This window comes from Actinomycetes bacterium (assembly GCA_035489715.1).
Classification (GTDB): Bacteria; Actinomycetota; Actinomycetes; order JACCUZ01; family JACCUZ01; genus DATHAP01.
In genome coordinates, this window is the sequence record DATHAP010000147.1 from 1 (window position 1) to 23190 (window position 23190).

The following is a 23190-nucleotide window of genomic DNA, read 5'->3' on the forward strand; positions in this document are numbered from 1 at the left end:
GGAAGAAGTCGATCTAAGACGGTCGGTGTCCACCGGTCGGCCGTGATCCGGCAGTAGGCCCGGCATCGCCCGGGCAGTCGTGTCAGGCTGGAGGGTCCGGTGAAGAAGTCCGCCGCCCGAACGGAGAACCGATGCACGCCCAGTCACCGCCGGTCCGGCTCCCGACCTCCCACCCCAGTCCCCCCGATCTCGAGCTGTCGACGCTCCTGCGAGACGGCATCGTGGGCTTTCCCGGGGCCTTCGGCCGCGACCGGGCGACCGAGCTGGCTGAAGACTTCGCCGCCCTCTTCGCACACGCGCTCGGCTACCCCGGGGGCACCGTGGACCGCGGCCCCAACCGCCACTACTTCGGTGTGCCCGCGGAGCGCCTGCGTGGCTTCGTCGCCCTGGTGACCAACCCGGCGGTGATCCGGCTCTCGGAGGCGGTCTGCGGGCCTGAGTGGCAGGTCGTCGAGGTGGCCTTCGACTGCCCTCGGGCCGGGGCCGTGCACCAGCCGTGGCACCGCGACTTCCCGATCACCGAGACGACGGCCACCCACCACCGGCTCACCTCGCTGGCCTTCAACGTCACCACGGTGGACGTGACCCAGGAGATGGGGCCGTTCGAGATCGCGCCGGGAACCCAGTGGGACGACGGGTCGGCCTGGCCGCACGGCATGTTCCCGAGCCGCGCGGAGTGGCCGCGCTACCAGGCGCTGCGCACGCAGAGGTTGGCCCGGCTCGGCGACATCTCCGCACGCACCGGCCTGACCATCCACCGGGGGACCCCCAACGCCACCGACATCGACCGCGGCGTCCTCATCCTGGGGATCGTCGCCGCCGAGGACCCCACTCCCGAGCACCACCGGCTCACGATGACCCGCCGGTACTTCGAGGCGCTTCCGGCCGACGTCCGGAAGCACCTGCGGGTCGCTCTTGTCGACGACCTGCCAGAGCGACCGCAGCAGGTCCACGACATCGAGGGCCTGGTCATGGGGGTCGACCCGTCGGAGTAGCGGACGGGCCGGCGACCGGCCGCCCGCCCCTTCGCGGCCGGTCAGGCGCCCATCCGCTCCGCGAGGTCGACCAGCCGGGCCGAGTAGCCCCACTCGTTGTCGTACCAGCCGAACACCTTGACCAGCCGGCCGGCCGCCTGGGTGAGCTTCGAGTCGAAGACGCACGAGTGCGGGTCACCGACGATGTCCCGCGACACGAGCGGCGCCGAGCTGTAGTGCAGGATCCCTGCCATCGGGCCGTCGGCGGCGGCCTCGAACGCCGCGTTGACCTCGTCGACCGTCGCCTCCGTCTTCAGCAGCACGGTCAGGTCGATGAGGGACGCGTCCTCGACCGGGACGCGCACGGCGAGCCCGTCCAGGCGGCCCTCGAGCGAGGGTGCGACCAGACCGACAGCGCGAGCCGCGCCGGTGCTGGTCGGAATGATGTTGACCGACGCGGTCCGGGCGCGCCGCAGGTCCTTGTGCGGCGAGTCCAGGGTCACCTGGTCGTTGGTGAACGCGTGGATCGTCGTCATGAAGCCGTACTCGACGCCGAACGCGTCGTCCAGGATCTTGCCCATCGGCGCCACGCAGTTGGTGGTGCACGAGGCGTTCGAGACCACGTCGTGCAGGTCCGGGTCGTACGTCGCGTCGTTGACGCCCAGCACGAACGTCGCGTCGAGCTCGTCCTTGCCCGGGGCCGACACGATCACCTTGCGGGCTCCACCCTTGAGATGCACGGCGGCGGTGTCCCTCGTGCGGAACTTGCCGGTCGACTCGATGACCACGTCGACACCGAGGGCCCTCCAGTCGATCAGCGCGGGGTCGCGCTCCGCGAGCACCGCGATGCGATGCCCGTCGACGACGATCGCGCCGTCCTCGGCCCGGACGTCGGCGACGAGCCGGCCGAACGTCGAGTCGTGCTCCAGCAGGTGGGCCAGGGTCGCTGTGTCGGTCAGGTCGTTGACCGCGACCACCTCGACGTTCTCGATGACTTCCGAGACCCGGTCCTTCGCGATCCGGAAGAAGCAGCGGCCCACCCGGCCGAACCCGTTGATCCCTACGCGCACCGTCATGGTCGTGCTCCGTCCTCGCTGACTCGTCCGGGGCGGCGGGGCCGGCCGCCCTCCGGTTCCCAGGGTGCGTGCGGCGTTGCGCCGGTCAGCAGGGCCTAACGTCCCGGCCCGGCCGGCCGTCGGACCCTGCTGGTTCCCGTTGCGGTCGACCCGTGTTAGGCCGCTGGTCGGCCGGGTACGCGTCGTGCCTTGGACGGACAGGTCGCAGAAGGAGGTCGTCGACGTGCAGCGAGGCAGTGACAAGCACGGCAGCCGCGTGGACGAGCAGCTCGAGCACGAGGTGCAGGGCCTGACCCGCAGCGGACGGTCGACGCGGGCGGAGGAGTGGGCAGACCCCGAGCCTGCCGGCGAGGACCAGCCTGAGGTGGATCGCGCTCCGAACGCGTCGTTGACGGGTGGGACGCCTGACGGCACCACCGCGGCAGATGTGCAGACCCGCAGCGAGGTCGCTGCGGTCCTCGGCAAGGAGGTGTGGCCGGCCACCGGCGCGACCCTCCTGGGTCGGGCAAGGGACGCCGGGGCTCCGGACCGGGTCGTCAGTCTCCTGGCGCAGCTCCCCGGCGACCGCAGCTTCCGAAACCTCCAGGAGCTGGACGGCGCTGGGCGGCGGCGCGGAGGCGCACCGCTTCTGAGTGAGCAGGCCGGGATGGCGGCCGGTCGAGGACGAGGCGACGAGAGGAGACACCGGATGAGCAATCCACAGCAGCCCGAGCTCCGACGCAGCGCCAAGGGCGAGTCGGTCGAGGGCAGCCAGAAGCTGCGGGTGGGGCGAGAGAAGGCATCGGGCAAGCCGCACGGCTCCGACAAGGGCAGCAAGGGCGGCGGCCCCGGCGGTGGGGTGCCACCCGAGCAGCAGCCGCCCCACCCGTCCTGACGACCTCAGAGCAGGGAGATGCCGTGAAGCTGGGCTGGCTCCGACCCGCGTACGGGGAGCCGTCGGACGGGCCGTACGCGACGGTTTACCTGGACGCGACCCGGGCCGACGAGAGCGGTCCGTCGCAGGTGTCGTTGCGATGGCGAGCCGCCCGCGAGCGCCTGGCCGAGGAAGGAGCGCCCGGGCGACTGCTCGAAGCCACGGAGGAGCGCGCACTTCGTCCGACCGGCGTCGCAGGTCCGCACGGGCTGCTCGTGGTGGGTCACCAGGACCGGGTGACCTTCTGCCGGACCCTCGAGAGTCCGCCGGCCCGCGAGTCGGCGTCGTGGTCCGCCCTGCCGCACCTGCTGCCGCTGCTGCGGCAGGAGACGTACGTCGTCCCTCACGCACTGGTCGTCGTCGACCGCGAAGGCGCCGACATCACGGTGGTGGGCCCGCACCACGAGGAGGTCGAGTCCTTCTCGCAGGAGGGCTCGCACGACGTGATCCACAAGGTGCCGACCGGTGGCTGGTCGGCCGCGCGGTACCAGCGCCGGGCCGAGGACTCGTGGCAGCGGAACGCCGGCGAGGTCGCCACCGAGCTGGACAAGGTGGTGCTGCGGCACGGGCTCCGACTGGTCCTGGTGGCCGGCGACGTCCGCGCCGTGACAGCCCTGCTCGAGCAGGTCGCGACCCGCACCCGGGAGGTGGCCGTCGAGCTGCAGAGCGGCGGGCGGGCGGCCGGCTCGTCGCCGGACGACCTCACCGACGAGGTGAGGGAGGTGGTCGCGAAGACGGCGGAAGCCGACCGGACCCGGGTCGTGGACGACTTCGCGCGGGAGCAGGGCCGCGGCGAAGCGGCCGTCGAAGGGCTCCCCGCCGTCGTCGACGCGCTGCGACGGGCGCAGGTCGAGGCCTTGCTCCTGCACGACGACCCCTCGTCGACGGCCACGCTACTGGTCGGCGCGGACCCGTTGCAGCTCGGGACGTCATCAGCCGAGCTCGAGGCGCTGGGGGTGGCGCAGAGTCGACGGGACCGGGCGGATGCCGCGCTGGTCCGCGCGCTGGTCGCCACCGACGCCGAGCTGGTGCTCGTCCCGACCGGGCAACCGTCGATGCAGGACGGCATCGGAGCACTCCTGCGCTATGCCGACGCGTCGACCGGAGGCTGATGAGGGCCTCGCGAGGGCACGGGTGGACGACGGTGCTCTCGACAGGACTGTCGTCGGTCCGGTCTAGGGTCTGCCGCTGACCGAACCGCTCGAAGAGGTGGCCGACGGACAGACCGACGGAAGGAATGGGGGACCATGGCCGAGATACTGCTGTTCCACCACGCACAGGGTCAGACGAAGGGCTTCCACGAGCTGGCGGACCGGCTGCGGGAGCCCGGCCACGCGGTGCATGCGCCCGACCTCTACGACGGCCGGACGTTCGACGACCTCGAGGGCGGCGTAGGCCACGCCCGCGAGCTCGGCTTCGGCGCACTGGTCGAGCGGGCCACGGCGGCCGCCGAGGGTTTGCCCGCCGAGCTGGTCTACGCCGGGCTCTCGCTCGGGGTGATGCCGGCCCAGCAGCTCGCGCAGACCCGGCCCGGCGCGCTCGGTGCAGTGCTGCTGCACGCCTGCCTCCCGAGCTCGGAGTTCGGTGGCTGGCCGGCTGGTGTCCCGGTGCAGGTGCACGGCATGGACGCCGACCCGGAGTTCGCCGACGCGGGTGACCTCGACGCGGCCAAGGCCCTGGTCGAGGAGGCCGACGACGCGGAGCTCTTCGTCTACCCGGGTGACGGGCACCTGTTCACCGACAGCTCGCTGAAGGACTACGACGCCGCCGCGACGGACCTGCTGGTGGAGCGGGTGCTGGGGTTCCTCGCGAGACGGTGACGCGCGTCGTTGCTCCAAGCCGACGTCATTAGGCTCGCGCCATGCCCGAGACGCAGCGGGAGCGGGTGCCCGGCAACGACGGCGGCGAGCTGGACACCGCTCTGGCGTTCCTCGACTTCCAGCGGGCGTGCGTGCTCAAGAAGATCGAGGGGCTCAGTGACGAGCAGCTCCGGCGCCGGCTGGTCGCCTCGGACACGACACTGCTGGGCCTGGTGAAGCACTTCGCGGACGGGGAGCGATGGTGGTTCGCCCACCATCTGGGCGGTGATCCGGCCTACGCCGACCTCGACTGGACCATGGTCGTGCCGGAGGGAGTGCCGGGCGCCGACGTGGTCGCCGACTACCGCTCGGCCATCGAGGAGAGCGATCGGCACATCGCCGCCGCAGGCTCGCCGGAGACCCGGACGAAGCTGCCCGTCGGGGACGACGGTCCCAAGACCCTGCGGTGGGTGCTGGCCCACAAGACCGCCGAGATCGCCCGTCACCTCGGCCACATGGACATCCTGCGCGAGCAGATCGACGAGGTGACCGGACGCTGATCCGAGGCGGCGCGGGGCAACCAGAGGATGACGGCGGGAGCGAGCACCGCACATGCGCCGGCGAGCACCGCGACCCCGACCATCGCTGTCGGCAGGCCCACCGCACCGGCGAGCACCCCCACGTACACCGGGCCCAGCACGAACCCCAGGTACGACGTGGTCGCCACGGCGGAGGTAGCCCGTCCGCGCCGATGCGCAGGCACGTCGCGGGTGGCCCGGCTGAGCAGGGTCGGGTAGAGCACCGAGGTCCCTGCCGCTGCCAGGCCGAGCCCGGCGAGGGCGACGGGAACCTGCTCGGCGCCACCGAGGACCAGCGTCCCGAGCACTGCCGCGGCCGCGCCACCGACGAGCAGAGCCGTGGTCGAGACCCGGGTGAGGGCACCGGCAGCGAGGCGCGCGAGTGCCGCGAACGCAGCGAAGGCAGCCGGCGCCGTCGCCGCGACCCCCGGTGGCGCACCGAGCTCGTCGGCGAGGAAGATCGCGCTCCAGCTCTGGTGCGCGTTCTCCACGGCGAACCCGAGCGCGCCCACGAGGCCGACCACGACGAACGGCAGGACGAGACGGAGCCCGTCAGCCGGCGCGTCATGCACCCGCGAGGCGGGAGCCGGCCCGTCTCCGAGGACGAGCACCACGCCTCCGGCGACGGCCATCGCAGCGGCCGCGACGGCGAACAGCGTCACGACGTCGGCCCCTGCGGCACGCATCGCCCCGCCACCGAGGCTGCCGGCGACGACGAACGACGAAAAGATGCCGTGGGAGGTGGTGATGACCCTGCGTCCGGACCGTTGTTCGGCGAGGCCGGCGAGGGCGTTCTGCGCCACGTCGGCCGCGCCGGAGGTCGCGCCGACCAGCGCCATCCCCACGACGAGGGTCGACAGGTCACCCGCGACCGCGGCCGCGAGGACCCCGCCCAGGCCGAGCAGGACGAGCAGCGCGCCGGCGACCCGGGGGCCGGCGCGGTCCACCGCACGACCCGTCAGCAGCATGGCGGGGAGCCCGCCGAGCCCGACGAAGAGCAGGGCGGTGCCGAGAGCTGCCTCGTCCACCGCCGCCGCGTCGCGCAGGGCGGGCAGGGCGGCCCCCCAGGTGCCCCAGAAGATCCCGTACGCCGCGAAGGACGCGTAGGACGCCGTCGTCAGCGGCTGTGCACCGATACCCATTGTGTAACGATACACAAGTATGTTGGTGCGGTGAAGTCGCCGCGGGTGACCATGCGGGACGTCGCCGCGGAGGCGGGGGTCGCGGTGATGACCGTGAGCTACACCTACACGCGTCCGACGCGGGTCGCCGCCGCGACCCGCGCCCGGGTCCTGGAGGCGGCCGAGCGTCTCGGGTACAGCGGCCCGGACCCGGTGGCGCGCTCGCTGCGCAGCGGCTCGACGGGGAACCTCGGGGTCGTGCTCGGCGAGCACCTCGACTACGCCTTCGAGGATCCGCAGGCCGCTCGCTTCCTGGCCGGGGTCTCCGGGGTCTGCGTGGAGAACCGGCTCGGCCTGGTGCTGATCCCGAGCACCGGCGAGCCCGACGACGTCGACCGGGTCCGCGAAGCCGCTGTGGACGGGTTCGTGCTGTGGACGACCGCTGACGGCGATCCGGTCCTCGACGCCGTCGCCTCGACCGGGCGGCCGGCCGCGATCCAGGGCGGGCCGGCGGCGCCCGGTGTGCACGTCGTCGCCGCGGACGACCGGGCGGCTGCGCACGCCGTCGCACGGCACATGCTGACCGGCGCCGAGTCGCCCCTGGTGCTCTCACAGCCGCTCGACCGCGACCGATGGGCCGGACTGCTCCGAGGCCCCGACACCCAGGTGGCGTTCCCTGTGACCCGGGCCAGGCTGGCGGGCTTCCGGGACGCGGTCGAGGAGTCCGGCCGCAGCTGGGCGGCCGTGCCGGTCGCCGTCATCGCTCGGCACAGCCGGGACGACGGGCGACGAGCGGTCACCGCAGCACTGGAGGACGTGCGGCCGGACGCGGTCATCGCGATGAGCGACCAGCTCGCAGCGGGTGCCCTGGACGTGCTGGGCGACTCCGCCCGGGTGAGTGGATGGGACGACAGCGACCTCGCGACCGCGCTCGACTTCCCGAGCGTGCGTCAGTCGCTCTTCGACCAGGGTGTCGCGTGCGCCCGCATCGCCGCGGGCCTCACCGCGACAGCGGATCCGGTGCCGTGGCAGCTCGTGGTGCGCTAGTGCCGCGCGCTTCCCATCGGATCGCATCGCGTGGGCTTGGGTGGAGCTGAGGGGACTCGAACCCCTGACCCCCTCGTTGCGAACGAGGTGCGCTACCAGCTGCGCTACAGCCCCTTGACCGGCGTGCGGACCGTGCCGGTGGAGACAGCGAGGTTACCAAACCCGAGCCCACCGCCTGACCGCGCCGACGGCGCGGACGGAGCGGTCGACCCCCGCTGCTGCCGTAAGCGCTCCCGCCGGTCAGTCGTTGACCGCGCGGCGGGTGATGATCGCGTCGAGCTCGTCCTCGGCGGTCGCGGCGTCGTCGAGCAGCCGGGCCAGGCCGGCGGTCGACGGCGCGGGCTCTTGAGCCTCCGCGGCGGCTGCCCCGGCCTGCTCCGGCACCGGTGCGCGGCGCGGGGCGACCGGCTTGCTGACGTAGGTCGGGAGCGGGACGGGCACCGGGCTCCACCGGGCCTCGGCCTCCGCCCGGCGGCGCTCCTCCTCCTCTCGGACCGCGCGCTCGGCGGCCTCCGCCTGGTCCCATCGGCGCTGCTCCGCGGCCCGCTCCTCCGCGAGCTCGCGGCGCACGGTCATCAGCCGCTCAAGGGCGTCGAAGCGCATCAGCCGCGAGCGGGACCGCTGGTGGACGGCCGCCCGGGTGCGGTCGACCTGATGGCGGGTGCGCGCCTGCAGCCGGCAGTGCGCCAGGTAGCCGAGCACGACGGTGAGACCGGCCAGGCCACCCCACCAGGGCATCGGCGTGAGCGGCGCGGTGACCGCCAGCAGCACGGTGCCGAGCAGCAGTCCCGCGAGCACCCGCCGGCGACGGACCGCCACCGAGGTCGCGCGGCGGCTGCGGACCGGTGCGGACCGGTCAGCTTGTCCGATGGGCCGCGCGGGGCGGGCGCGCTCGGCCGGCCGGGGCGGCATCACGACGTAGCGCCGGTCGGGCGTCGGGTCCTTCCGGGACAGGATGCGCATCGCGCGGTCGAAGCGCTCGATCGAGCGGGACTCCGAGAGCTCCTCGTGGCGGCGCAGCCAGCGCGGGATGAAGTAGACCGCCCACATGCCGATGAGCAGTGCGTAGATCAGGCCGCTCCCCACGCAGAGGAACGCTAGGGCCGGTCGGACCGGCGAGCACGGACCGTGACCGGTGTGTCGCACGATCAGTTCTGGGACTGATGTGACTCAGGAGGTCGAAGCCGAGCTGCCTCGCTCGGGCGGGCGGCTGGCCCGCCAGCGGGTCAGCAGCCCCTCCGGCACCTCCTCCGCCGTCAGCGCGAAGGACCGGTGGTCGCGCCACTCCCCGGCGATGTGCAGGTAGCCCTCGCGCATGCCCTCGTCGCGGAAGCCGAGCTTGGCGACGACCCGCAGCGACGCCGTGTTCTCCGGTCGGATGTTGACCTCGACCCGGTGCAGCCGCAGCATCTGGAAGCAGTGGTCGACCGCCAGCGCGACAGCGGTCGGCATGACGCCCCGGCCGGCGACCCGGGCGTCGATCCAGTAGCCCACGTGCGCCGAGCACAGGGAGCCGTAGGTGATGCCGCCGACGGTGAGCTGGCCGACCAGGACGCCGTCGAGGGTCACCACGAACGGCAGCAGCGACCCGGCTCGGGCCTGGCTGCGCAGGTTGCGCACCATGGCGGCGAAGCTCATCGGCGGTCCGGCGTCGACGGGCGGGGTCGCCTCCCAGGGGGCCAGCCAGTCCCGGTTCACCGCCCGGACGCTGGTCCAGGCGTCGCGGTCGCCGCGCGCGATCGGGCGCAGCGCGACCCGGGCCTCCCGCAGCGTCGCCGGCCAGCCGCGGGTCATCGGGGCTCACCCGGCTCCCCGTCCGGGCCCGAGGGAAGCCAGGGGCCGCGCGGGGTGCTCAGTGGTCGCTCCCGTGGACCTGCTCGACGGCGTGGCCGAGCAGTGGGCCGAGCACCTCCAGGCCGTCGCGGACCCCGCCCGCCGACCCGGGGAGGTTCACGACCAGCGTCGTCCCGGACAGCCCGGCCAGCCCGCGCGAGAGGGCTGCGGTCGCGACGCCCTTGGCCGTCCCGTGCGCGCGCAGCGCCTCGGCGATGCCCGGGACCGGCCGGTCCAGCACCCGCGCGGTCATCTCGGGCGTCCGGTCCGTGGGGGTGATGCCGGTGCCGCCCGTGGTGAGCACGACGTCGTACGCCGAGGCGACCGCCTCGCGCAGGACCTCCTCCACGGGATCCCCGTCGGGCACCACCTCGGGCCCGTCGACCTCGAACCCCAGGCCGCGCAGGCCCTCGACGAGGACCGGGCCGGTGCGGTCCTCGTAGACCCCGGCCGCGGCCCGGTTTGAGATGCTGACGACCAGCGCCCTCATGGCCCCGCCGGGGGCTCGTCCGGCGGCGCGCCGCGCCGCCACTCCCCCGACCGGCCACCGCTCTTGTGCTCGACCCGCACGTCGCTGATCGTCGCGGCGCGGTCGACCGCCTTGACCATGTCGACCAGCGCCAGGCCGGCGACGGCGACGCAGGTCAGCGCCTCCATCTCGACGCCGGTCCGGTCCGCCGTGCGCACGGTGGCGGAGACGTGGACCGCGTCGTCGGCGACGGCGAGGTCGACGTCCACGCCGTGGATCGCGACCGGGTGGCAGAGCGGGACCAGGTCCGGCGTGCGCTTGGCCGCCTGGATGCCGGCGATCCGGGCCACCGCTAGCGCGTCGCCCTTGGGCACGCCACCCTCGCGCAGCAGGGCCACCACCTCGGGCGAGACCAGCACCCGGCCGCTCGCCGTCGCGGTGCGCACCGTCACGTCCTTGCCCGAGACGTCGACCATGCGGGCCGCCCCCGCCTCGTCGACATGGGTCAGCCGCGGATCACTGGGGACACTCATCGTCGACTCACGTCAGCCGCCGCTCGAGCACCATGACCTCCACCGGGCCGCCCTCCGGCACCTCGGTGACGTCCTCGGGGACCACGAGCAGCGCGTTGGCGTGCGCCAGCCCGCGGACCAGGTGGGAGCCGGGGCCGCCGACCGGCCGGACGACGTACCGCCCGTCGGCGACGTCGAGCCAGGCGCGCAGGTACTGCCGCTTGCCGCGCTGCGACGTCAGCGGCTCGAGGCAGCTGGCCCGTACCACCGGCCGGTGCAGCGGCTCGACGCCGAGCATCCGCCGGATCACCGGCCGGACGAAGACCTCGAAGGAGACGTAGGACGACACCGGGTTGCCCGGCAGGGTGATGATCGGCGTGCTGTCCGGACCGACCGTGCCGAAGCCCTGCGGCTTGCCCGGCTGCATCGCCACCCGGTCGAACCGCACGGTGCCCAGCCGGGACAGCACCTCCTTGACGACGTCGTACGCCCCCACACTGACCCCGCCGCTCGTCAGCACCAGGTCGGCGCGGATCAGCTGGTCCTCGATCGCGTTCATCAGCGACCGGTCGTCGTCGGGGACGATGCCGACCCGGAACGCCAGCGCGCCGGCCTCGCGGGCGGCCGTGGTGAGCAGGTAGGAGTTCGACTCGTGGATCTGCCCCGGCTCGGTGGGCGATCCGGGCTCCACCAGCTCGCTGCCGGTGGAGATGATGACCACACGGGGACGGGGCCGGACCAGCACCCGGTCGCGGCCCACAGCGGCCAGCAGCCCGAGCTGGCCCGGCCCGAGTCGGGTGCCGGCCTCGAGCACGGTCTGGCCGGTCTTGACGTCCTCGCCCTGGCGCCGCACCGCGTTGCCCGGCTCCGGCGTCTGAGTGATGCTCACGCTGGCGATGCCGCCGTCCGTCCACTCGAGCGGGACGACGGCCTCGGCACCGGGCGGCACCGGTGCGCCGGTCATGATGCGCACCGACATGCCTGGCTGCACGGTGTAGGTCGGCCGCGACCCGGCCGCGATGTCACCGACCACGGGCAGCTGGGCCGGCGTCGACGCGCCGGCGGACTCGACGTCTGCCATCCGCACCGCGTAGCCGTCGACGGCGGAGTTGTCGAACCGCGGCAGGTCGACCTCGGCGACGACCGGCTCGGCAAGGATGCAGCCGTGCGCGTCGAGCAGCTGCAGGTCCAGCGGCGCGATCGGCGACACCGCGCCGAGCAGGTCGGCCAGGTGCTGGTCGACGCTCTTGAGCCCGTCGTCGCCGAGGTCGGGTGCGCCGGGGCCGGGTGGGCCGGTCACGTCTGCAGGCCGTCCACGAACTCGCGCAACCACGCCGTGAAGTCGGGCCCGAGGTCCTTGCGCTCGCTGGCGAGCTTCACCACGGTCTTGAGGTAGTCGAGCCGGTCGCCGGTGTCGTAGCGGCGACCCTCGAAGATCAGCCCGTGCACCGGCCCGTGGTCGCCGCTCTCGGCCATCGAGCGCAGCGCGTCGGTGATCTGGATCTCGCCGCCTCGGCCGGGCTCGGTGTGCCGCAGCACCTCGAAGACCCCCGGGTCCAGCACGTAGCGGCCGATGATCGCCAGGTCGCTCGGCGCCTCCTCGGCCGGCGGCTTCTCGACCAGCCCGGTGACCCGCACCACGTCGGCGCCGGCGGCGTCCTCGACGGCCGCGCAGCCGTAGAGGTGCACCTGCTCGCGCGGCACCCGCATCAGGGCGACGACGCTGCCCCCCTCGCGGTCGCGCACCTCGAGCATCCGGGCCAGCAGCGGGTCGCGCGGGTCGATCAGGTCGTCGCCGAGCAGGACGGCGAACGGCTCGTCGCCGACGTGCCGCTCGGCGCAGCCGATCGCGTGGCCGAGGCCGCGCGGGTCGCCCTGCCGGGTGTAGTGCAGGTCGGCGATGATCGCGCTCTCGCGCACCCGGGCCAGCCGGTCGGTGTCGCCCTTTGCCTCGAGGGCCGCCTCCAGCTCCCAGTTGTGGTCGAAGTGGTTCTCGATCGCGTTCTTGTTGCGCCCGGTGACCAGCAGCACGTCGTCCAGCCCGGCGGCCACGGCCTCCTCGACGACGTACTGGATCGCCGGCTTGTCCACGACCGGCAGCATCTCCTTGGGCGTCGCCTTGGTCGCCGGCAGGAACCGGGTGCCGAGGCCGGCCACCGTGACGACGGCCTTGCGCACAGGGCGGTCGGGGCGTGCGGAGTCGTGAGGGTGGCCGCTCATGGCCCGCACCCTAACGGGCGAGCTCGTCCGCCCCGGGCACGTGCCACTGGTCGCGGCCGGCGCCCTTGGCGACGTACAGCGCGCGGTCCGCCGCACGCATCAGGGTGGCCGGGCTGGAGCCGTGCTCGGGGAAGGCGGCGCCCCCCACAGAGACGGTGATGTCGAGCGGCTCCTCGCCCTCGACCCGGAACGGCTCCCGGCGCACCGCCTGGCAGATCCGGTCGGCCAGCTGCGCCGCTCCCTCGACGGTCGTCTCCGGCAGGACCACGACGAACTCCTCCCCGCCGTAGCGCGCGAAGGTGTCCACCTCGCGGATCTGCTCCTGCACCCGGCTGGCCAGCTCGCGCAGCACCATGTCGCCGCGGGCGTGCCCGTGGACGTCGTTGACCAGCTTGAAGTGGTCGAGGTCGAGCATCAGCACGGCGAGTGGCCGGTCGAAGCGGGTGGACCGCTCGATCTCGCGGGCCAGGCTCATCGAGAGGTAGCGGAAGTTCCACAGCCCGGTCAGCGGGTCGGTCGTCGAGAGCCGCTGGGCCTCGTTGTGCAGGTGCACGTTGTCGATCGCGATGCTCGCCTGCTGGGCGAGGGTGGTGAGCGCGTCCTCGTCGGTGGCGTCGAAAGGACGCCGGTCGATGCGGTCGTACAGCGCGACGACACCCACCGTGACGCCCATGCTGACCAGCGGCACCGCCATGACGTCGCCCTCGGCGGGCTCCCCCTCGACCGGCATCAGCAGGTCGCCGGTGCCGATCCGGCCGCGCACCGGGGTGCCGCGGGACACGACACGGCCCAGCACCCCCCGGCCCGGGACGACGACCGCCGGCGCGATCAGGCCGGCCTCGTGCAGACCCTGCTCGGCCATCAGCTGCATCGAGTCGCCGGACCGGTAGAGCACGACACCGGCGCGGGCGGCCAGCGTCGCGGTCGCGGTCTCGAGCACCACGTTGAGCAGGCCGTCCAGGTCGTGGGTGCTGCGCAACGCGTCGCCGATGCGCTCCAGGCTGTCGCGCAGGTCCTCGCGGCTGCGCTCCAGCTCGCGCAGGCTGCGCCGCAGCTCGTCGGTCATCACGTTGAAAGCACTGCCGAGACGTCCGGCCTCACCCTCCTCGCTGGCGTCGATCGCCGTCTCGAGGTCGCCCTGGGCGACCCGCTCCGCCGCCTCGGTCAGCTCGGTGAACGGCTGGCTCAGCCCGCGGGCGACGACGCTGACGAGCAGCCCGGCCGCGAGCGCACCGGCGAGCAGGATGGCGCCGATCAGCCACACCGTCGAGTCGCTGCCGGTGTCCTCGGCCGCGACGACGACCGTCAGGGGCGCGCCGTCCACCGGCGACTGCACCTGCAGCGTCCAGCCGTCGGCGTCGACTGCGCCCCGTCGCCCGGCTGCCACCGCGGCGACCTGACGTGCGGTCCCTCGGGCGAGGGAGCTCGCGACCATGTCGCCGCCGTCGAGCAGGACGACCTCGCCCTCCGTCCCGCCGCGCAGCCGCAGGTCCTGCATGGCGCGCTGGTCGAGGCGCAGCGCCACCACGACCGACTCCACCTGCGCGACGCCCGTCACCGACACCCGGTCGGCCACGACCGGCGCGCCGCCCTCGTTGCCGGAGCAGCTCGGCAGCCGGGCCGGCTGCAGCCCGTCGGAGAGCTGGCCCTGCTGCGCCACGATCTCGTCGCCGGGGCCGAGCAGGGCAGCGTAGTCGGCGGTCGACCCCGACACCGCCGACTGCACGGCCTCCTGCGGCGAGCCGTTGGCGGCTGCGTAGCCGACGTCGCGCGCCAGCACGCCGACCATGGCGCAGTCGTCGGACAGCTCGGCGGAGACCGACTGCGCGGCGACGTCGAGGGAGGTCGAGAGCCGGTCGCCGCGCGCCCCCGTGACCACCACGGCGACCACCAGGACACCGACGACGAGCGGGACGAGGAACAGCCCGCCGAGGACCAGCCAGAGGCGCGTGCGCAGGCTCATCGTGGCCCGCCCTCACCGGCGGCTGGGATGATCGCCCGCGTGGAGACCGTGGGGGAGGCCAAGGCCCGGCTGCGCGCGCGCGTGCTCGCCGCCCGCCGCGCCGCCTCCTCGGGGCAGCGGGCGTCGGCCGCCGAGCAGCTCACCCGTTCCGTGCTGGACCTCCCGGTCGTCGGGGCCGCGCGCTGCGCCGCCGCATATGTCTCCTTCGGCACGGAACCGTCGACCGCTGAGCTGTTGCGGGTCATGAGATCGCGCGGACTGCGTCTCCTCGTGCCGGTGCTGCGTGAGGACCTCGACCTCGACTGGGCAATCTACGACGAACCGCACCTGATGTCGCAAGGCACGCGGGGCCTTCTGGAGCCCACGGGCCCGCGCCTCGGCGTCGACGCGGTGGCCGAGGCAGACGTCGTGGTCGTCCCCGCGCTGGCCGTCGGCCGCGACGGGCACCGGCTCGGCCGGGGCGGCGGCTCCTACGACCGGGCCTTGGCCAGGGTGGCCGCCCCGGCGGTGGCCCTGCTCTACTCCGGTGAGCTCCTGGCGGACGTACCCGCGCAAGGCCATGACCGCCGCGTCGACGTCGCCGTCCTCCCGGACGGCGTGCACCACCTGCCCGAGGCGGTGGGCGGATGAGCACCGACGAGCTCGACCTCCTGCTCCTGCTGGGGTCGGTCGTCCTGCTCGTCGCGATCGCCGCGGTCCGCCTCGCCGTCGGCAGCGGGCTGCCGACACTGCTGCTCTACCTGGGGCTGGGCCTGGTGCTCGGCGAGGACGCGCTGGGCGTGGACTTCGACGACGAGCAGCTGGCCCGGTCCCTCGCCTACGCCGCGCTGGTGCTCATCCTCGCCGAAGGTGGGCTGACCACGTCGTGGCACAGCATCCGGCCCACGTTGCCGGCCGCCGCGTCGCTGGCCGTGGTGGGCACCGGGATCTCGGTGGCGGTCGTCGGCGGCGCCGCCAACGTGCTGCTCGACCTGGGATGGCGCGACGCCCTCCTGGTCGGCGCGGTGCTCTCCCCGACCGACTCGGCCGCCGTCTTCTCGGTGCTGCGCCGGGTGCCGCTGCCGCCGCGGCTGGGCGGGCTGCTCGAGGCGGAGTCCGGCTTCAACGACGCGCCGGTCATCATCCTGGTCGTCGCGCTGGCCGGGTCGGAGGCGCTGACCTGGTGGGAGCTGCTCGGTCTGATCGGCTACGAGCTGGCGCTGGGCGGGGTGCTCGGCCTCGCGGTCGGCTTCGCCGGGGCGTGGGGGGTGCGCCGGATCGCGCTGCCGTCGTCCGGCCTCTACCCGTTGGCGGTGCTCGCGCTGTGCGTGACCGCCTACGGCGCGGCGGCCGTCGTGCACGCGAGCGGCTTCCTCGCGGTGTACGTCGCCGCACTCGTCCTGGGCAACGCCCGGCTCCCTCACCGGCCGGCCACCCGCGGCTTCGTCGAGGGCGTCGGCTGGCTCGCGCAGATCGGGCTGTTCGTCATGCTCGGCCTGCTGGCGACCCCGCGGGAGCTCGGCGGGTCGATCCTGCCCGCCCTGGGCGTCGGGCTGGTGCTGCTCGTGCTCGCCCGCCCGGTGTCGGTGGCCGTCTCGCTCGCGCCGTTCGGCCGCCGCCCGGTCGGCGAGGAGGACCCGCGCGACGACGACGCGCCGCCGTCGGATGGGTGGTGGCGGCTGCCGACGACGTGGAACGAGCGCGCCCTGCTCTCGTGGGCGGGTCTGCGCGGTGCGGTGCCGGTCGTGCTCGCGACCGTGCCGGCCGACGACGACGTCTTCAACCTGGTCTTCGTGCTGGTCATCGCGTTCACGCTGGTGCAGGCGCCGACCCTCCCGTGGGTGGCCCGCAGGCTCGGCCTGGTGGCGAGCGGCGAGGCGCAGCCGCTGGACATCGAGTCGTCACCGCTGACCCGGCTGGACGCCGACCTGCTCCAGGTCAGCGTCCAGGACGGGTCCCGGCTGGTCGGCGTCGAGGTCTTCGAGCTCAACCTGCCGGAGGGCGCGGCAGTCACGCTGGTGATCCGCGAGGGACGGGCGTTCGTGCCGCGCGAGTCGACGCCGCTGCGGGCCGGTGACGACGTGATCCTGGTGACCACCGAGCAGGTGCGCAGCACGGTCGAGCGGCGGCTGCGCGCGGTGTCGCGGCACGGCCGGCTGGCCGGGTGGCACCACCCGGCCCGCCGGCCGCGCCGCCGTCCGTAACGCCGGCTGCGCCGCCGTCCGTAACGCCGGCCTCGCGCCGTCCGTGGCGTCAGACCACCGCGCCGCTGCTATCCCGCTGCACGCGCCGCTGCGACGGCGTGGGCTTCTGCGCCGGCGGCGGCGACGGGCTGCGCCGCTCCAGCTCGATGGCCAGCGGCGACGCCGTGAACATCGAGGAGTAGGTCCCGACGCCGATGCCGATCAGCAGCGCCAGGGCGAAGTCGGTCAGCGAGTCGCCGCCGAGCACGGCGAGCGCGGTCAGGATGAAGACCGCGCCGAGCCCCGTGTTGACCGTGCGCGGAACCGTCTGCAGCACGGCGGTGTTGACGGTGCGGGCGAAGCCGTTCTTCCGCCCGACGGCCCACAGCTCACGCACCCGGTCGAAGACGACGACCGAGTCGTTGACCGAGTAGCCGATGACCGTGAGCAGCGCCGCCAGGAAGACACCGTCGATCGGCTTTCCCAGCCAGGCGAAGACGCCGACCAGCAGGATCACGTCGTGCGCCATCGCGGCGACGGCGGAGGCCCCCAATGTCCACCGGAAGCGGAACGCCAGGTAGAGCAGCTGCGCACCGAGCGCGACCGCGAGGGCGATCAGCGCCTTGTCGCGCAGCTCGTCACCGAGGCTCGGCCCGATGAGCTCGTCGCGCTCCTTGGTCACCTCGCCGCCGGACGCGTCGCCGAGCGCCCGCTGGATCTCGACCACGTCGTCGTTGGTGAGCTCCCCGGTGCGCACCGAGATGTTGTCCTCACCGCTCTCCTGCACCACGGCGCGCGGGAAGCCCGCGTCCGCCACCGCCTCCCGGGCGGCGTCGACGGACAGCGGCGCAGTGGTCGAGTACTCCACCAGCCGTCCACCGGTGAACTCCACCCCGAGGTCGAGCCCGCGCCAGAAGATCCCGGCGCCGGCCAGGACGAGGACGACGGCCGACCCGGCCAGCAGCTTGCGGCCGTGCTTCATCAGGTCCGGCTCGTGCTCCGTGAGCCAGCTGCGCACCCGGCCGACGGACGCCATGCCGCTGATCTCCGGGCGGGTGGTGACCCAGCGCCGGGCGACCGCCCACTCCGCGAGCACCCGGGTGACGACCAGCGCCGAGAGCATCGACGCGAGCACGCCGATCGACAGGGTCACGCCGAAGCCGCGCACCGGCCCGGACGCCAGGAAGAACAGCAGCCCCGCGGCAAGCAGCGTCGTGACGTTGGAGTCGAGGATCGCCGTCCACGCCTTCGCGAAGCCGGTGGACAGCGCGGCCCGGAGCCCCTTCTTCGGTGCGGCGGCGTACTCCTCCCGGGCTCGTTCGAAGACCAGCACGTTGGCGTCGATCGCCATGCCGATCGCCAGCACGAAGCCGGCCAGGCCGGGCAGCGTCAGGGTCGCTCCCAGTGCGACCAGTGCGGCGTACGAGATCAGGGCGTAGCCGGCGAGCGCGACCGTCGCCAGCCCCCCGAGCAGCCGATAGACCACGATGATGAACAGGCCGGTCAGCGCGACGCCGATGACGGCCGCCTTGGCACTGGCGTCGATGGCGGCGGCACCGAGTGTCGGGCCGACGGTCCGCTGCTCGATCACCTCGACCGGCACCGGGAGCGCGCCGCCGCGGATGAGGACCGCGAGGTCCTTGGCCTCGTCGGTGGTGAACTGCCCGGTGATCTGGGTCGAGCCGCCGGTGATGCCGACGTCGCACGGGACGCTCGGGTCGACCTGGGGCGACGAGATCACCTGGTCGTCGAGCACGATCGCCACCCGCCGGCGCGGGTCGCCGGGCTGCTGGCAGGCCGCGTCACCCGTCAGCTGCTCCCACGCGTCCTGGCCGGAGCCGCGGAAGTCCACGGTGACGTACCACCCGCCGCCGCCCAGCGAGTCGATCGCTGCCTCGGCGCCGTCGACGCCGTCACCGGTCAGCCCCGGGGGTCCGAGCCGGATCGGCTGGCCGTCCTCGTCGTCGAAGACGCGGTCGCCGTCGGCAGCTGCGGAGGGGGTCGGCGACGGGGAGGGCGAGGGAGTGGCCCCGTCGGCCGACGGCGCGGCGGTCGGCTCGGGGACGCCGAGCACCGGGTGGAAGGTGAGCTGCGCCGTCCGGCCGATGACCTCGGCGGCCTCGCGCGGGTCCTGCACGCCGGGCAGCTCGACGATGATCCGCCGGTCGCCGGAGCGGGTCAGGCTGGGCTCCGAGACGCCGAGCGCGTCGACGCGTCGGCGCAGCACCTCGACGGCCCGGTCGGTGGACTCCTTGCCGGCCTTGACGGTCGGCGAGTCCTGGGTCTCGAGCACGATCTGGGTGCCGCCGCGCAGGTCGAGACCGAGCCGCGCTGGCGTGGTGAGCGTGAAGTAGAGGGACCCGGCGAGGATCCCGAGCGCCACGATGGCGCGGACGACGGGTGCGGACACGGGGACGCTCCGGTGGTGGGGCCGCCGCGTCGGCGGCGGAGGTGACGGGTGGGCTCAGGCGCAGCGCAGCGCCGGAGGACCGCGTCCGCAGCGGCTGCCGGTCGTACGCCCGACAGCGACCCGCACCGGGGTGACCCGGCGCACCCACCAGCCCACGGCCACGGCCAGAACCGCCACCGCGAGGGCACCGGCCGGGAGGTGCCCCGGCCCACCCTGGCCGGCCCGCTCCGAGCCGGCCATGAGGACGCCGCCGACCTCGGCGCCGCCGTGCTGCACCCGCCGCACCGCGGTTTCCCGCAGCTCCCGACCGGTGGTGACCCGCCCGACCGGCGCCTGGCCGGTGGTCTCGGTCACGCCGGCGACCGCCTGGCGCGCCGCCACGGGGACCGAGCCCGCCGCGGTCGCACCCAGCGGGGCGAGCATCGCGGCGAGGGCGGCCACCAGGGCCACCAGCGGCTGACGGACGAGGCTGGGCATCGGACCGCAAGCCTACGCGTGCGATGACCACCGCAGGGCGCATCCCATGGGCTAGTGCATGCCGTGGACCACCGCGTGGCCGCGGCCCCGGGCGATCATCGCCCGGTTGACCGGCACGGTGACCACGAAGGCCACCGCGAGCGAGAACGCCAGGCTTGCCCAGAAGAGTGCGCTGTCGAGGCCGGCCTCCATGGCGCCCGGGACGGTGAGCACCACCGCGTTGTCGACGACCTCCATCACCAGGATCGAGACGGTGTCGGCCGCCAGGGCGACTTTCACGGCGGCCCCGAACGTCAGTCCGCTCCGCAGCACCGGGCCGACGGTGAACGCGTAGCCGAAGACGAAGGCCAGCCCGACTGCCAGTGCGACGGTCGGCAAGTTCCCCCAGCCGAGCGCCGTCCCGATGACCATCCCCAGCACCTCACCGATGGCACAGCCGGTGAGGCAGTGCAGCGTGGCCGACACCGCGGCGCGGGTAAGGGCGGGCCCGGAGGTCCCGTGGTGGGCCGAGGTGGTCACGACGGCGCTCCGATCTGGCGTACGAACCCGAGAACTCGTCCTTTATACCCCCAGGGGGTAATAGGCGTCAAGTGCTCGTCAGTCGAGCGGCACCCCGACGGCCGCCGCTGCCATGCCGAGGAGCGCGCAGGCGCCGAGCGTCCGCAGCACCGACCAGCGGAGCCGGAAGAGCAGCACCGCGGCGACCCCGCCGATCGCCACCGAGAGCCAGCGCACCGAGCTGACGACCGGCAGCACGAGCTGGACAGGCCCCCAGGACAGCTCGGACGTATCCGCGAAGAGCGTGTTCAGGGCGAAGAACACGGCGAGGTTGGCGATGACACCGACCACCGCGGCGGTGATGCCCCCGAGCGCGGCGGCGAGGGACCGGTTGCCCCGCAGCCGCTCCACGTAGGGCGCTCCGAGGAAGATGAAGACGAAGCTCGGCACGAACGTCACCCAGGTGGTCAGCAGGGCAGCGATCACCGCGGCCACCCAGGGGTTCAGCGATCCCGGGTCCCGGTAGGCGCCGACGAAGGCGACGAACTGCACGACCATGATGAGCGGCCCCGGAGTCGTCTCGGCGAGCGCCAGCCCGTTGACCATCTCGCCCGGCGCCAGCCACCCGTAGACCTCGACCGCCTTCTGCGCGACGTAGGCGAGGACGGCGTAGGCGCCGCCGAACGTGATGAGCGCCGTGCCGGTGAAGAACAGGCTCTGCTCGGTCAGGACGCTGTCGGTGCCGGTGAGCAGCACGACCGTCGCGACCGGGACGCCCCAGACGAGCAGCCCGGTGAGGAGGACCCGCACCGCGTGGCCGCGGGTCGGTCGCTCGGCGTGCAGGGCGTCGTCCGGGATCAGTGGCGGCTCGGCGCCTTCCGCCGGCTCTCGCGCCGGTGCCGCCCGCATGGTGTGCGGCGCCCACCGGCCCAGCGCCCAGCCGAGCGCTGCCGCCACCGCGATCACGACGGGGAACGGGACCTGGAAGGCCCACAGCGCCACGAAGGCGGCGACGGCGATCGCGATCGGTGCCGGGTGGGCGAAGGTCCGGGTGCCGAGTCGGACCACGGCCTGCGCGACGACGGCGAGGACGGCCGGCGCCAGCCCGGCGAACACCGCAGTCACCAGGGTGGTCTCGCCGTAGCCGACGTAGACCGCCGAGAGGGCGAGCAACGCCACCGCGCCCGGCAGGACGAAGAGGATGCCGGCGACCAGCCCGCCGCGCACGCCGTTGAGCAGCCACCCGACGTAGATCGCGAGCTGCTGCGCCTCGGGCCCCGGAAGCAGCGTGCAGTAGCTCAGCGCGTGCAGGAAGCGACGCTGGCCGATCCACCGCCGTTCCTCGACGAGGGTCCGCTGCATGACGGCGATCTGGCCGGCCGGGCCACCGAAGGTCTGCAGCGAGATCGAGAACCAGGCCCGCACCGCGTCGCGGAACGGGACGACGTCACGCCCCGTCGTCGCGCGACGCGGCGGCGGGTCAGAGGGCGGCCGGACCACGTCGGGCACCCAATCACGGGAGGGTCACGTGCCGAGCAGCTCGACCCAGATGGTCTTGCCGGTGGGGTGCCCCTCGACGCCCGACGTCCGGCTGTGCTCGGCGACCGTGGCCCGGGCGAGCGGCGCCGACGCGGGCTCGGCCGGCAGGGTCGTCTCGAGCTGCTGCGCCTCTCCGGCCAAGTCCTGCGCAGGCAGCGGGTGCCGTCAGTCGAGGTCCTCGAGCTCCGCGGTGCGCGCGCGGACCAGCCGGTCGGCCGCCCTGACCGCCTTCGTCGCGGCGGCGACCTCCGGCTCGGCCGCCCGGCGTCGACGATCGGCCGCCGCCTGGTCACGGCTCACCTGCTCGAGCTCGGTGCGCAGCTCGGCGGACCGGGAGGCGGCAGCAGCGGCAGCGGCCGCCGCCTCGTCCACGGCGGCCTTCGCCGCGGCGTGCGCCGTTGCGGCGGCTGCCGCCTCCTTGCGGGCGTCTGCCAGGTCGCGCTCGGCCTGCTTGCGGGCGGCGGCTTTCTCCCGGCGATCCCGCGCCCGCTCCGCCGCGGCGTCCTTGCGGCTCGCACCCGCCGTGGCCGCCGTTCCCCTCTCGCCTTGGCCGGCCGCCGTGCCCGCGGCCTTGCTCCCAGCCGTGCTCCCAGCCGTGCTCCCAGCCATGCCGGCGGGCGTCGCGACGCGCCTCGCCGGCCCCGCTCCGCCGGCGCCTGCACCCGCGGTCGCGCCGAAGCCGGAGTGCTGCAGGCCTCCGCTCAGCCGGCCGGCCGCCAGCTGCGCCGACAGGTCGGAGTCGGCGAGCGCCGCACGCAGCGTCTCCTCCAGCCCGCGGGCCGCGTCCTCGCCGACCCGGTGGCCCGCCCCGGCGGCGTCCCGGCGCGCCTGGCGCACCAGGGCCGCGACCAGCTGGTGCTGCTGCTGGGACAGCGCGCGGAGCTCCTCGCCCTGCAGCACCGCGGTCGCCTCACGCAACGCGTCGCCGAGCTCCAGAAGCGGCTGCAACTCCTCGCCGTGGTCGCGCACCAACCGGTTGGCCAGCCACGCGACGGTGGTGGGCCGGCCCAGCGCCTTGACCTGCCGGGCCAGCTCCTTGTCGCCGGCGGCGCGGGCCTCCTTCTCCCGCTCGGTGCGGGCGGCCGTGAACTCGCCCGGCCACAGGCCGTACAGCTCGTCGGCGACGGCCTCGAGGTCCACGCCGCCATCCTGCCCGCCACCGTGGGTGGCGGTCAGGATGACGGTCGAGGTCCGGGAGACGAGCCCCGGCTCAGCAGCAGCCGGTCTCGCAGCCCTGCAGGTCGTCGCAGCAGTCCTCCATCACGCTCACCTCCCCTCGCGCGGCCGTCGGGTCGGCCAGGAGCGTCAGGTCCCGGGACTCGGGCACCTGGCAGGCGCCGGTCTCCGGGAGCACCAGCCGCACGTCGTCGGCGGCGGCCAGGTCGCCGGCGATCGCCGCGGCGACCGAGCGCACCTGCTCGTTGCCGGTGGCCACCAGGAAGGTCGGAGCCCGGCCGTACGACTTCGTGCCGACGGTCCAGAATCCCGGCTCCTCGCGGTGGGCCAGCTCGCGATGCCCGTGCGGCGGGACCGTGCCGCAGGAGTGGAAGGCGGGGTCGACCAGCGGAGCCAGCTGCCGGGGTGCCTCGAGGCCGGGGT

At 74.1% G+C, this 23190-nt stretch carries 24 protein-coding genes and 1 tRNA gene; 8 read left to right on the plus strand and 17 right to left on the minus strand.

The window, feature by feature from the left end:
* Positions 1-221 precede the first annotated feature (221 nt).
* Positions 222-995 (plus strand): phytanoyl-CoA dioxygenase family protein, encoded by a 774-nt coding sequence (locus VK640_11700; GenBank protein ID HTE73847.1) that lies wholly within the window; start codon positions 222-224, stop codon positions 993-995.
* Between the two features lie 41 nt (positions 996-1036).
* Here the strand turns inward: VK640_11700 and gap are convergent, their stop codons facing one another.
* On the minus strand, positions 1037-2050 hold the full coding sequence (gap, locus tag VK640_11705) for a type I glyceraldehyde-3-phosphate dehydrogenase (protein ID HTE73848.1): 1014 nt from the start codon (positions 2048-2050) through the stop codon (positions 1037-1039).
* Positions 2051-2273: 223 nt separating this feature from the next.
* Between gap and VK640_11710 the strand changes: the two genes are divergently transcribed.
* From VK640_11710 to VK640_11725, 4 genes are all read left to right on the plus strand, one after another.
* Positions 2274-2924: a DUF2795 domain-containing protein gene (locus VK640_11710; GenBank protein HTE73849.1), complete on the plus strand. Its 651-nt coding sequence runs from the start codon at positions 2274-2276 to the stop codon at positions 2922-2924.
* A 23-nt stretch (positions 2925-2947) separates the two neighbouring features.
* A complete protein-coding gene (locus VK640_11715) occupies positions 2948-4075 on the plus strand; it encodes a Vms1/Ankzf1 family peptidyl-tRNA hydrolase (protein ID HTE73850.1) in 1128 nt (375 codons plus the stop codon).
* Positions 4076-4210: 135 nt separating this feature from the next.
* Positions 4211-4783 (plus strand): dienelactone hydrolase family protein, encoded by a 573-nt coding sequence (locus VK640_11720; GenBank protein ID HTE73851.1) that lies wholly within the window; start codon positions 4211-4213, stop codon positions 4781-4783.
* Between the two features lie 41 nt (positions 4784-4824).
* Positions 4825-5322, plus strand: coding sequence for a DinB family protein (locus VK640_11725; GenBank protein HTE73852.1), 498 nt, complete (start codon positions 4825-4827; stop codon positions 5320-5322).
* Here the strand turns inward: VK640_11725 and VK640_11730 are convergent.
* Complete coding sequence (locus VK640_11730) at positions 5265-6482, minus strand: MFS transporter (protein HTE73853.1); 1218 nt, start codon at positions 6480-6482, stop codon at positions 5265-5267. The two genes, VK640_11725 and VK640_11730, sit on opposite strands and share 58 nt — an antisense overlap.
* Positions 6483-6512: 30 nt before the next feature.
* Between VK640_11730 and VK640_11735 the strand changes: the two genes are divergently transcribed.
* Positions 6513-7508 (plus strand): LacI family DNA-binding transcriptional regulator, encoded by a 996-nt coding sequence (locus VK640_11735; GenBank protein ID HTE73854.1) that lies wholly within the window; start codon positions 6513-6515, stop codon positions 7506-7508.
* A 41-nt stretch (positions 7509-7549) separates the two neighbouring features.
* Here VK640_11735 and VK640_11740 read toward each other — a convergent pair.
* From VK640_11740 to VK640_11775, 8 genes are all read right to left on the minus strand, one after another.
* Positions 7550-7622: transfer RNA gene (locus VK640_11740), tRNA-Ala, on the minus strand.
* Positions 7623-7748: 126 nt separating this feature from the next.
* A complete protein-coding gene (locus tag VK640_11745; protein HTE73855.1) occupies positions 7749-8594 on the minus strand; it encodes a hypothetical protein in 846 nt (281 codons plus the stop codon).
* 84 nt (positions 8595-8678) lie between these two features.
* On the minus strand, positions 8679-9302 hold the full coding sequence (locus tag VK640_11750) for a GNAT family protein (GenBank protein ID HTE73856.1): 624 nt from the start codon (positions 9300-9302) through the stop codon (positions 8679-8681).
* A gap of 58 nt (positions 9303-9360) precedes the next feature.
* Positions 9361-9831: a MogA/MoaB family molybdenum cofactor biosynthesis protein gene (locus VK640_11755; protein HTE73857.1), complete on the minus strand. Its 471-nt coding sequence runs from the start codon at positions 9829-9831 to the stop codon at positions 9361-9363.
* Positions 9828-10343 carry a cyclic pyranopterin monophosphate synthase MoaC gene (gene moaC / locus VK640_11760; protein ID HTE73858.1) on the minus strand — a complete coding sequence of 172 codons (516 nt, stop codon included), beginning with the start codon at positions 10341-10343 and terminating at the stop codon, positions 9828-9830. The genes VK640_11755 and moaC overlap by 4 nt, the downstream gene beginning before the upstream one ends.
* 7 nt (positions 10344-10350) lie before the next feature.
* Positions 10351-11622: a gephyrin-like molybdotransferase Glp gene (glp, locus tag VK640_11765; protein HTE73859.1), complete on the minus strand. Its 1272-nt coding sequence runs from the start codon at positions 11620-11622 to the stop codon at positions 10351-10353.
* Complete coding sequence (galU, locus tag VK640_11770; GenBank protein HTE73860.1) at positions 11619-12542, minus strand: UTP--glucose-1-phosphate uridylyltransferase GalU; 924 nt, start codon at positions 12540-12542, stop codon at positions 11619-11621. The genes glp and galU overlap by 4 nt, the downstream gene beginning before the upstream one ends.
* A gap of 10 nt (positions 12543-12552) precedes the next feature.
* Positions 12553-14505 (minus strand): diguanylate cyclase, encoded by a 1953-nt coding sequence (locus tag VK640_11775; protein HTE73861.1) that lies wholly within the window; start codon positions 14503-14505, stop codon positions 12553-12555.
* 39 nt (positions 14506-14544) lie between these two features.
* Between VK640_11775 and VK640_11780 the strand changes: the two genes are divergently transcribed.
* Together VK640_11780 and VK640_11785 are read left to right on the plus strand one after the other, a co-directional pair.
* A complete protein-coding gene (locus VK640_11780) occupies positions 14545-15135 on the plus strand; it encodes a 5-formyltetrahydrofolate cyclo-ligase (protein HTE73862.1) in 591 nt (196 codons plus the stop codon).
* Positions 15132-16688 carry a potassium/proton antiporter gene (locus VK640_11785; protein ID HTE73863.1) on the plus strand — a complete coding sequence of 519 codons (1557 nt, stop codon included), beginning with the start codon at positions 15132-15134 and terminating at the stop codon, positions 16686-16688. The genes VK640_11780 and VK640_11785 overlap by 4 nt, the downstream gene beginning before the upstream one ends.
* 49 nt (positions 16689-16737) lie before the next feature.
* Here VK640_11785 and secD read toward each other — a convergent pair whose 3' ends face one another.
* The 7 genes from secD to VK640_11820 form a co-directional block, all read right to left on the minus strand.
* Positions 16738-19077 (minus strand): protein translocase subunit SecD, encoded by a 2340-nt coding sequence (gene secD / locus VK640_11790; protein ID HTE73864.1) that lies wholly within the window; start codon positions 19075-19077, stop codon positions 16738-16740.
* Positions 19078-19131: 54 nt separating this feature from the next.
* Positions 19132-19554: a hypothetical protein gene (locus VK640_11795; protein ID HTE73865.1), complete on the minus strand. Its 423-nt coding sequence runs from the start codon at positions 19552-19554 to the stop codon at positions 19132-19134.
* Between the two features lie 51 nt (positions 19555-19605).
* Positions 19606-20073: a DUF4396 domain-containing protein gene (locus tag VK640_11800; protein HTE73866.1), complete on the minus strand. Its 468-nt coding sequence runs from the start codon at positions 20071-20073 to the stop codon at positions 19606-19608.
* A gap of 78 nt (positions 20074-20151) precedes the next feature.
* On the minus strand, positions 20152-21552 hold the full coding sequence (chrA, locus tag VK640_11805) for a chromate efflux transporter (GenBank protein ID HTE73867.1): 1401 nt from the start codon (positions 21550-21552) through the stop codon (positions 20152-20154).
* Between the two features lie 24 nt (positions 21553-21576).
* Positions 21577-21732 (minus strand): hypothetical protein, encoded by a 156-nt coding sequence (locus VK640_11810; GenBank protein ID HTE73868.1) that lies wholly within the window; start codon positions 21730-21732, stop codon positions 21577-21579.
* A gap of 24 nt (positions 21733-21756) precedes the next feature.
* Positions 21757-22731, minus strand: coding sequence for a hypothetical protein (locus VK640_11815; protein HTE73869.1), 975 nt, complete (start codon positions 22729-22731; stop codon positions 21757-21759).
* Positions 22732-22801: 70 nt separating this feature from the next.
* Positions 22802-23190: flavoprotein (locus VK640_11820; protein ID HTE73870.1), on the minus strand; the 389-nt coding region annotated here is incomplete at its 5' end.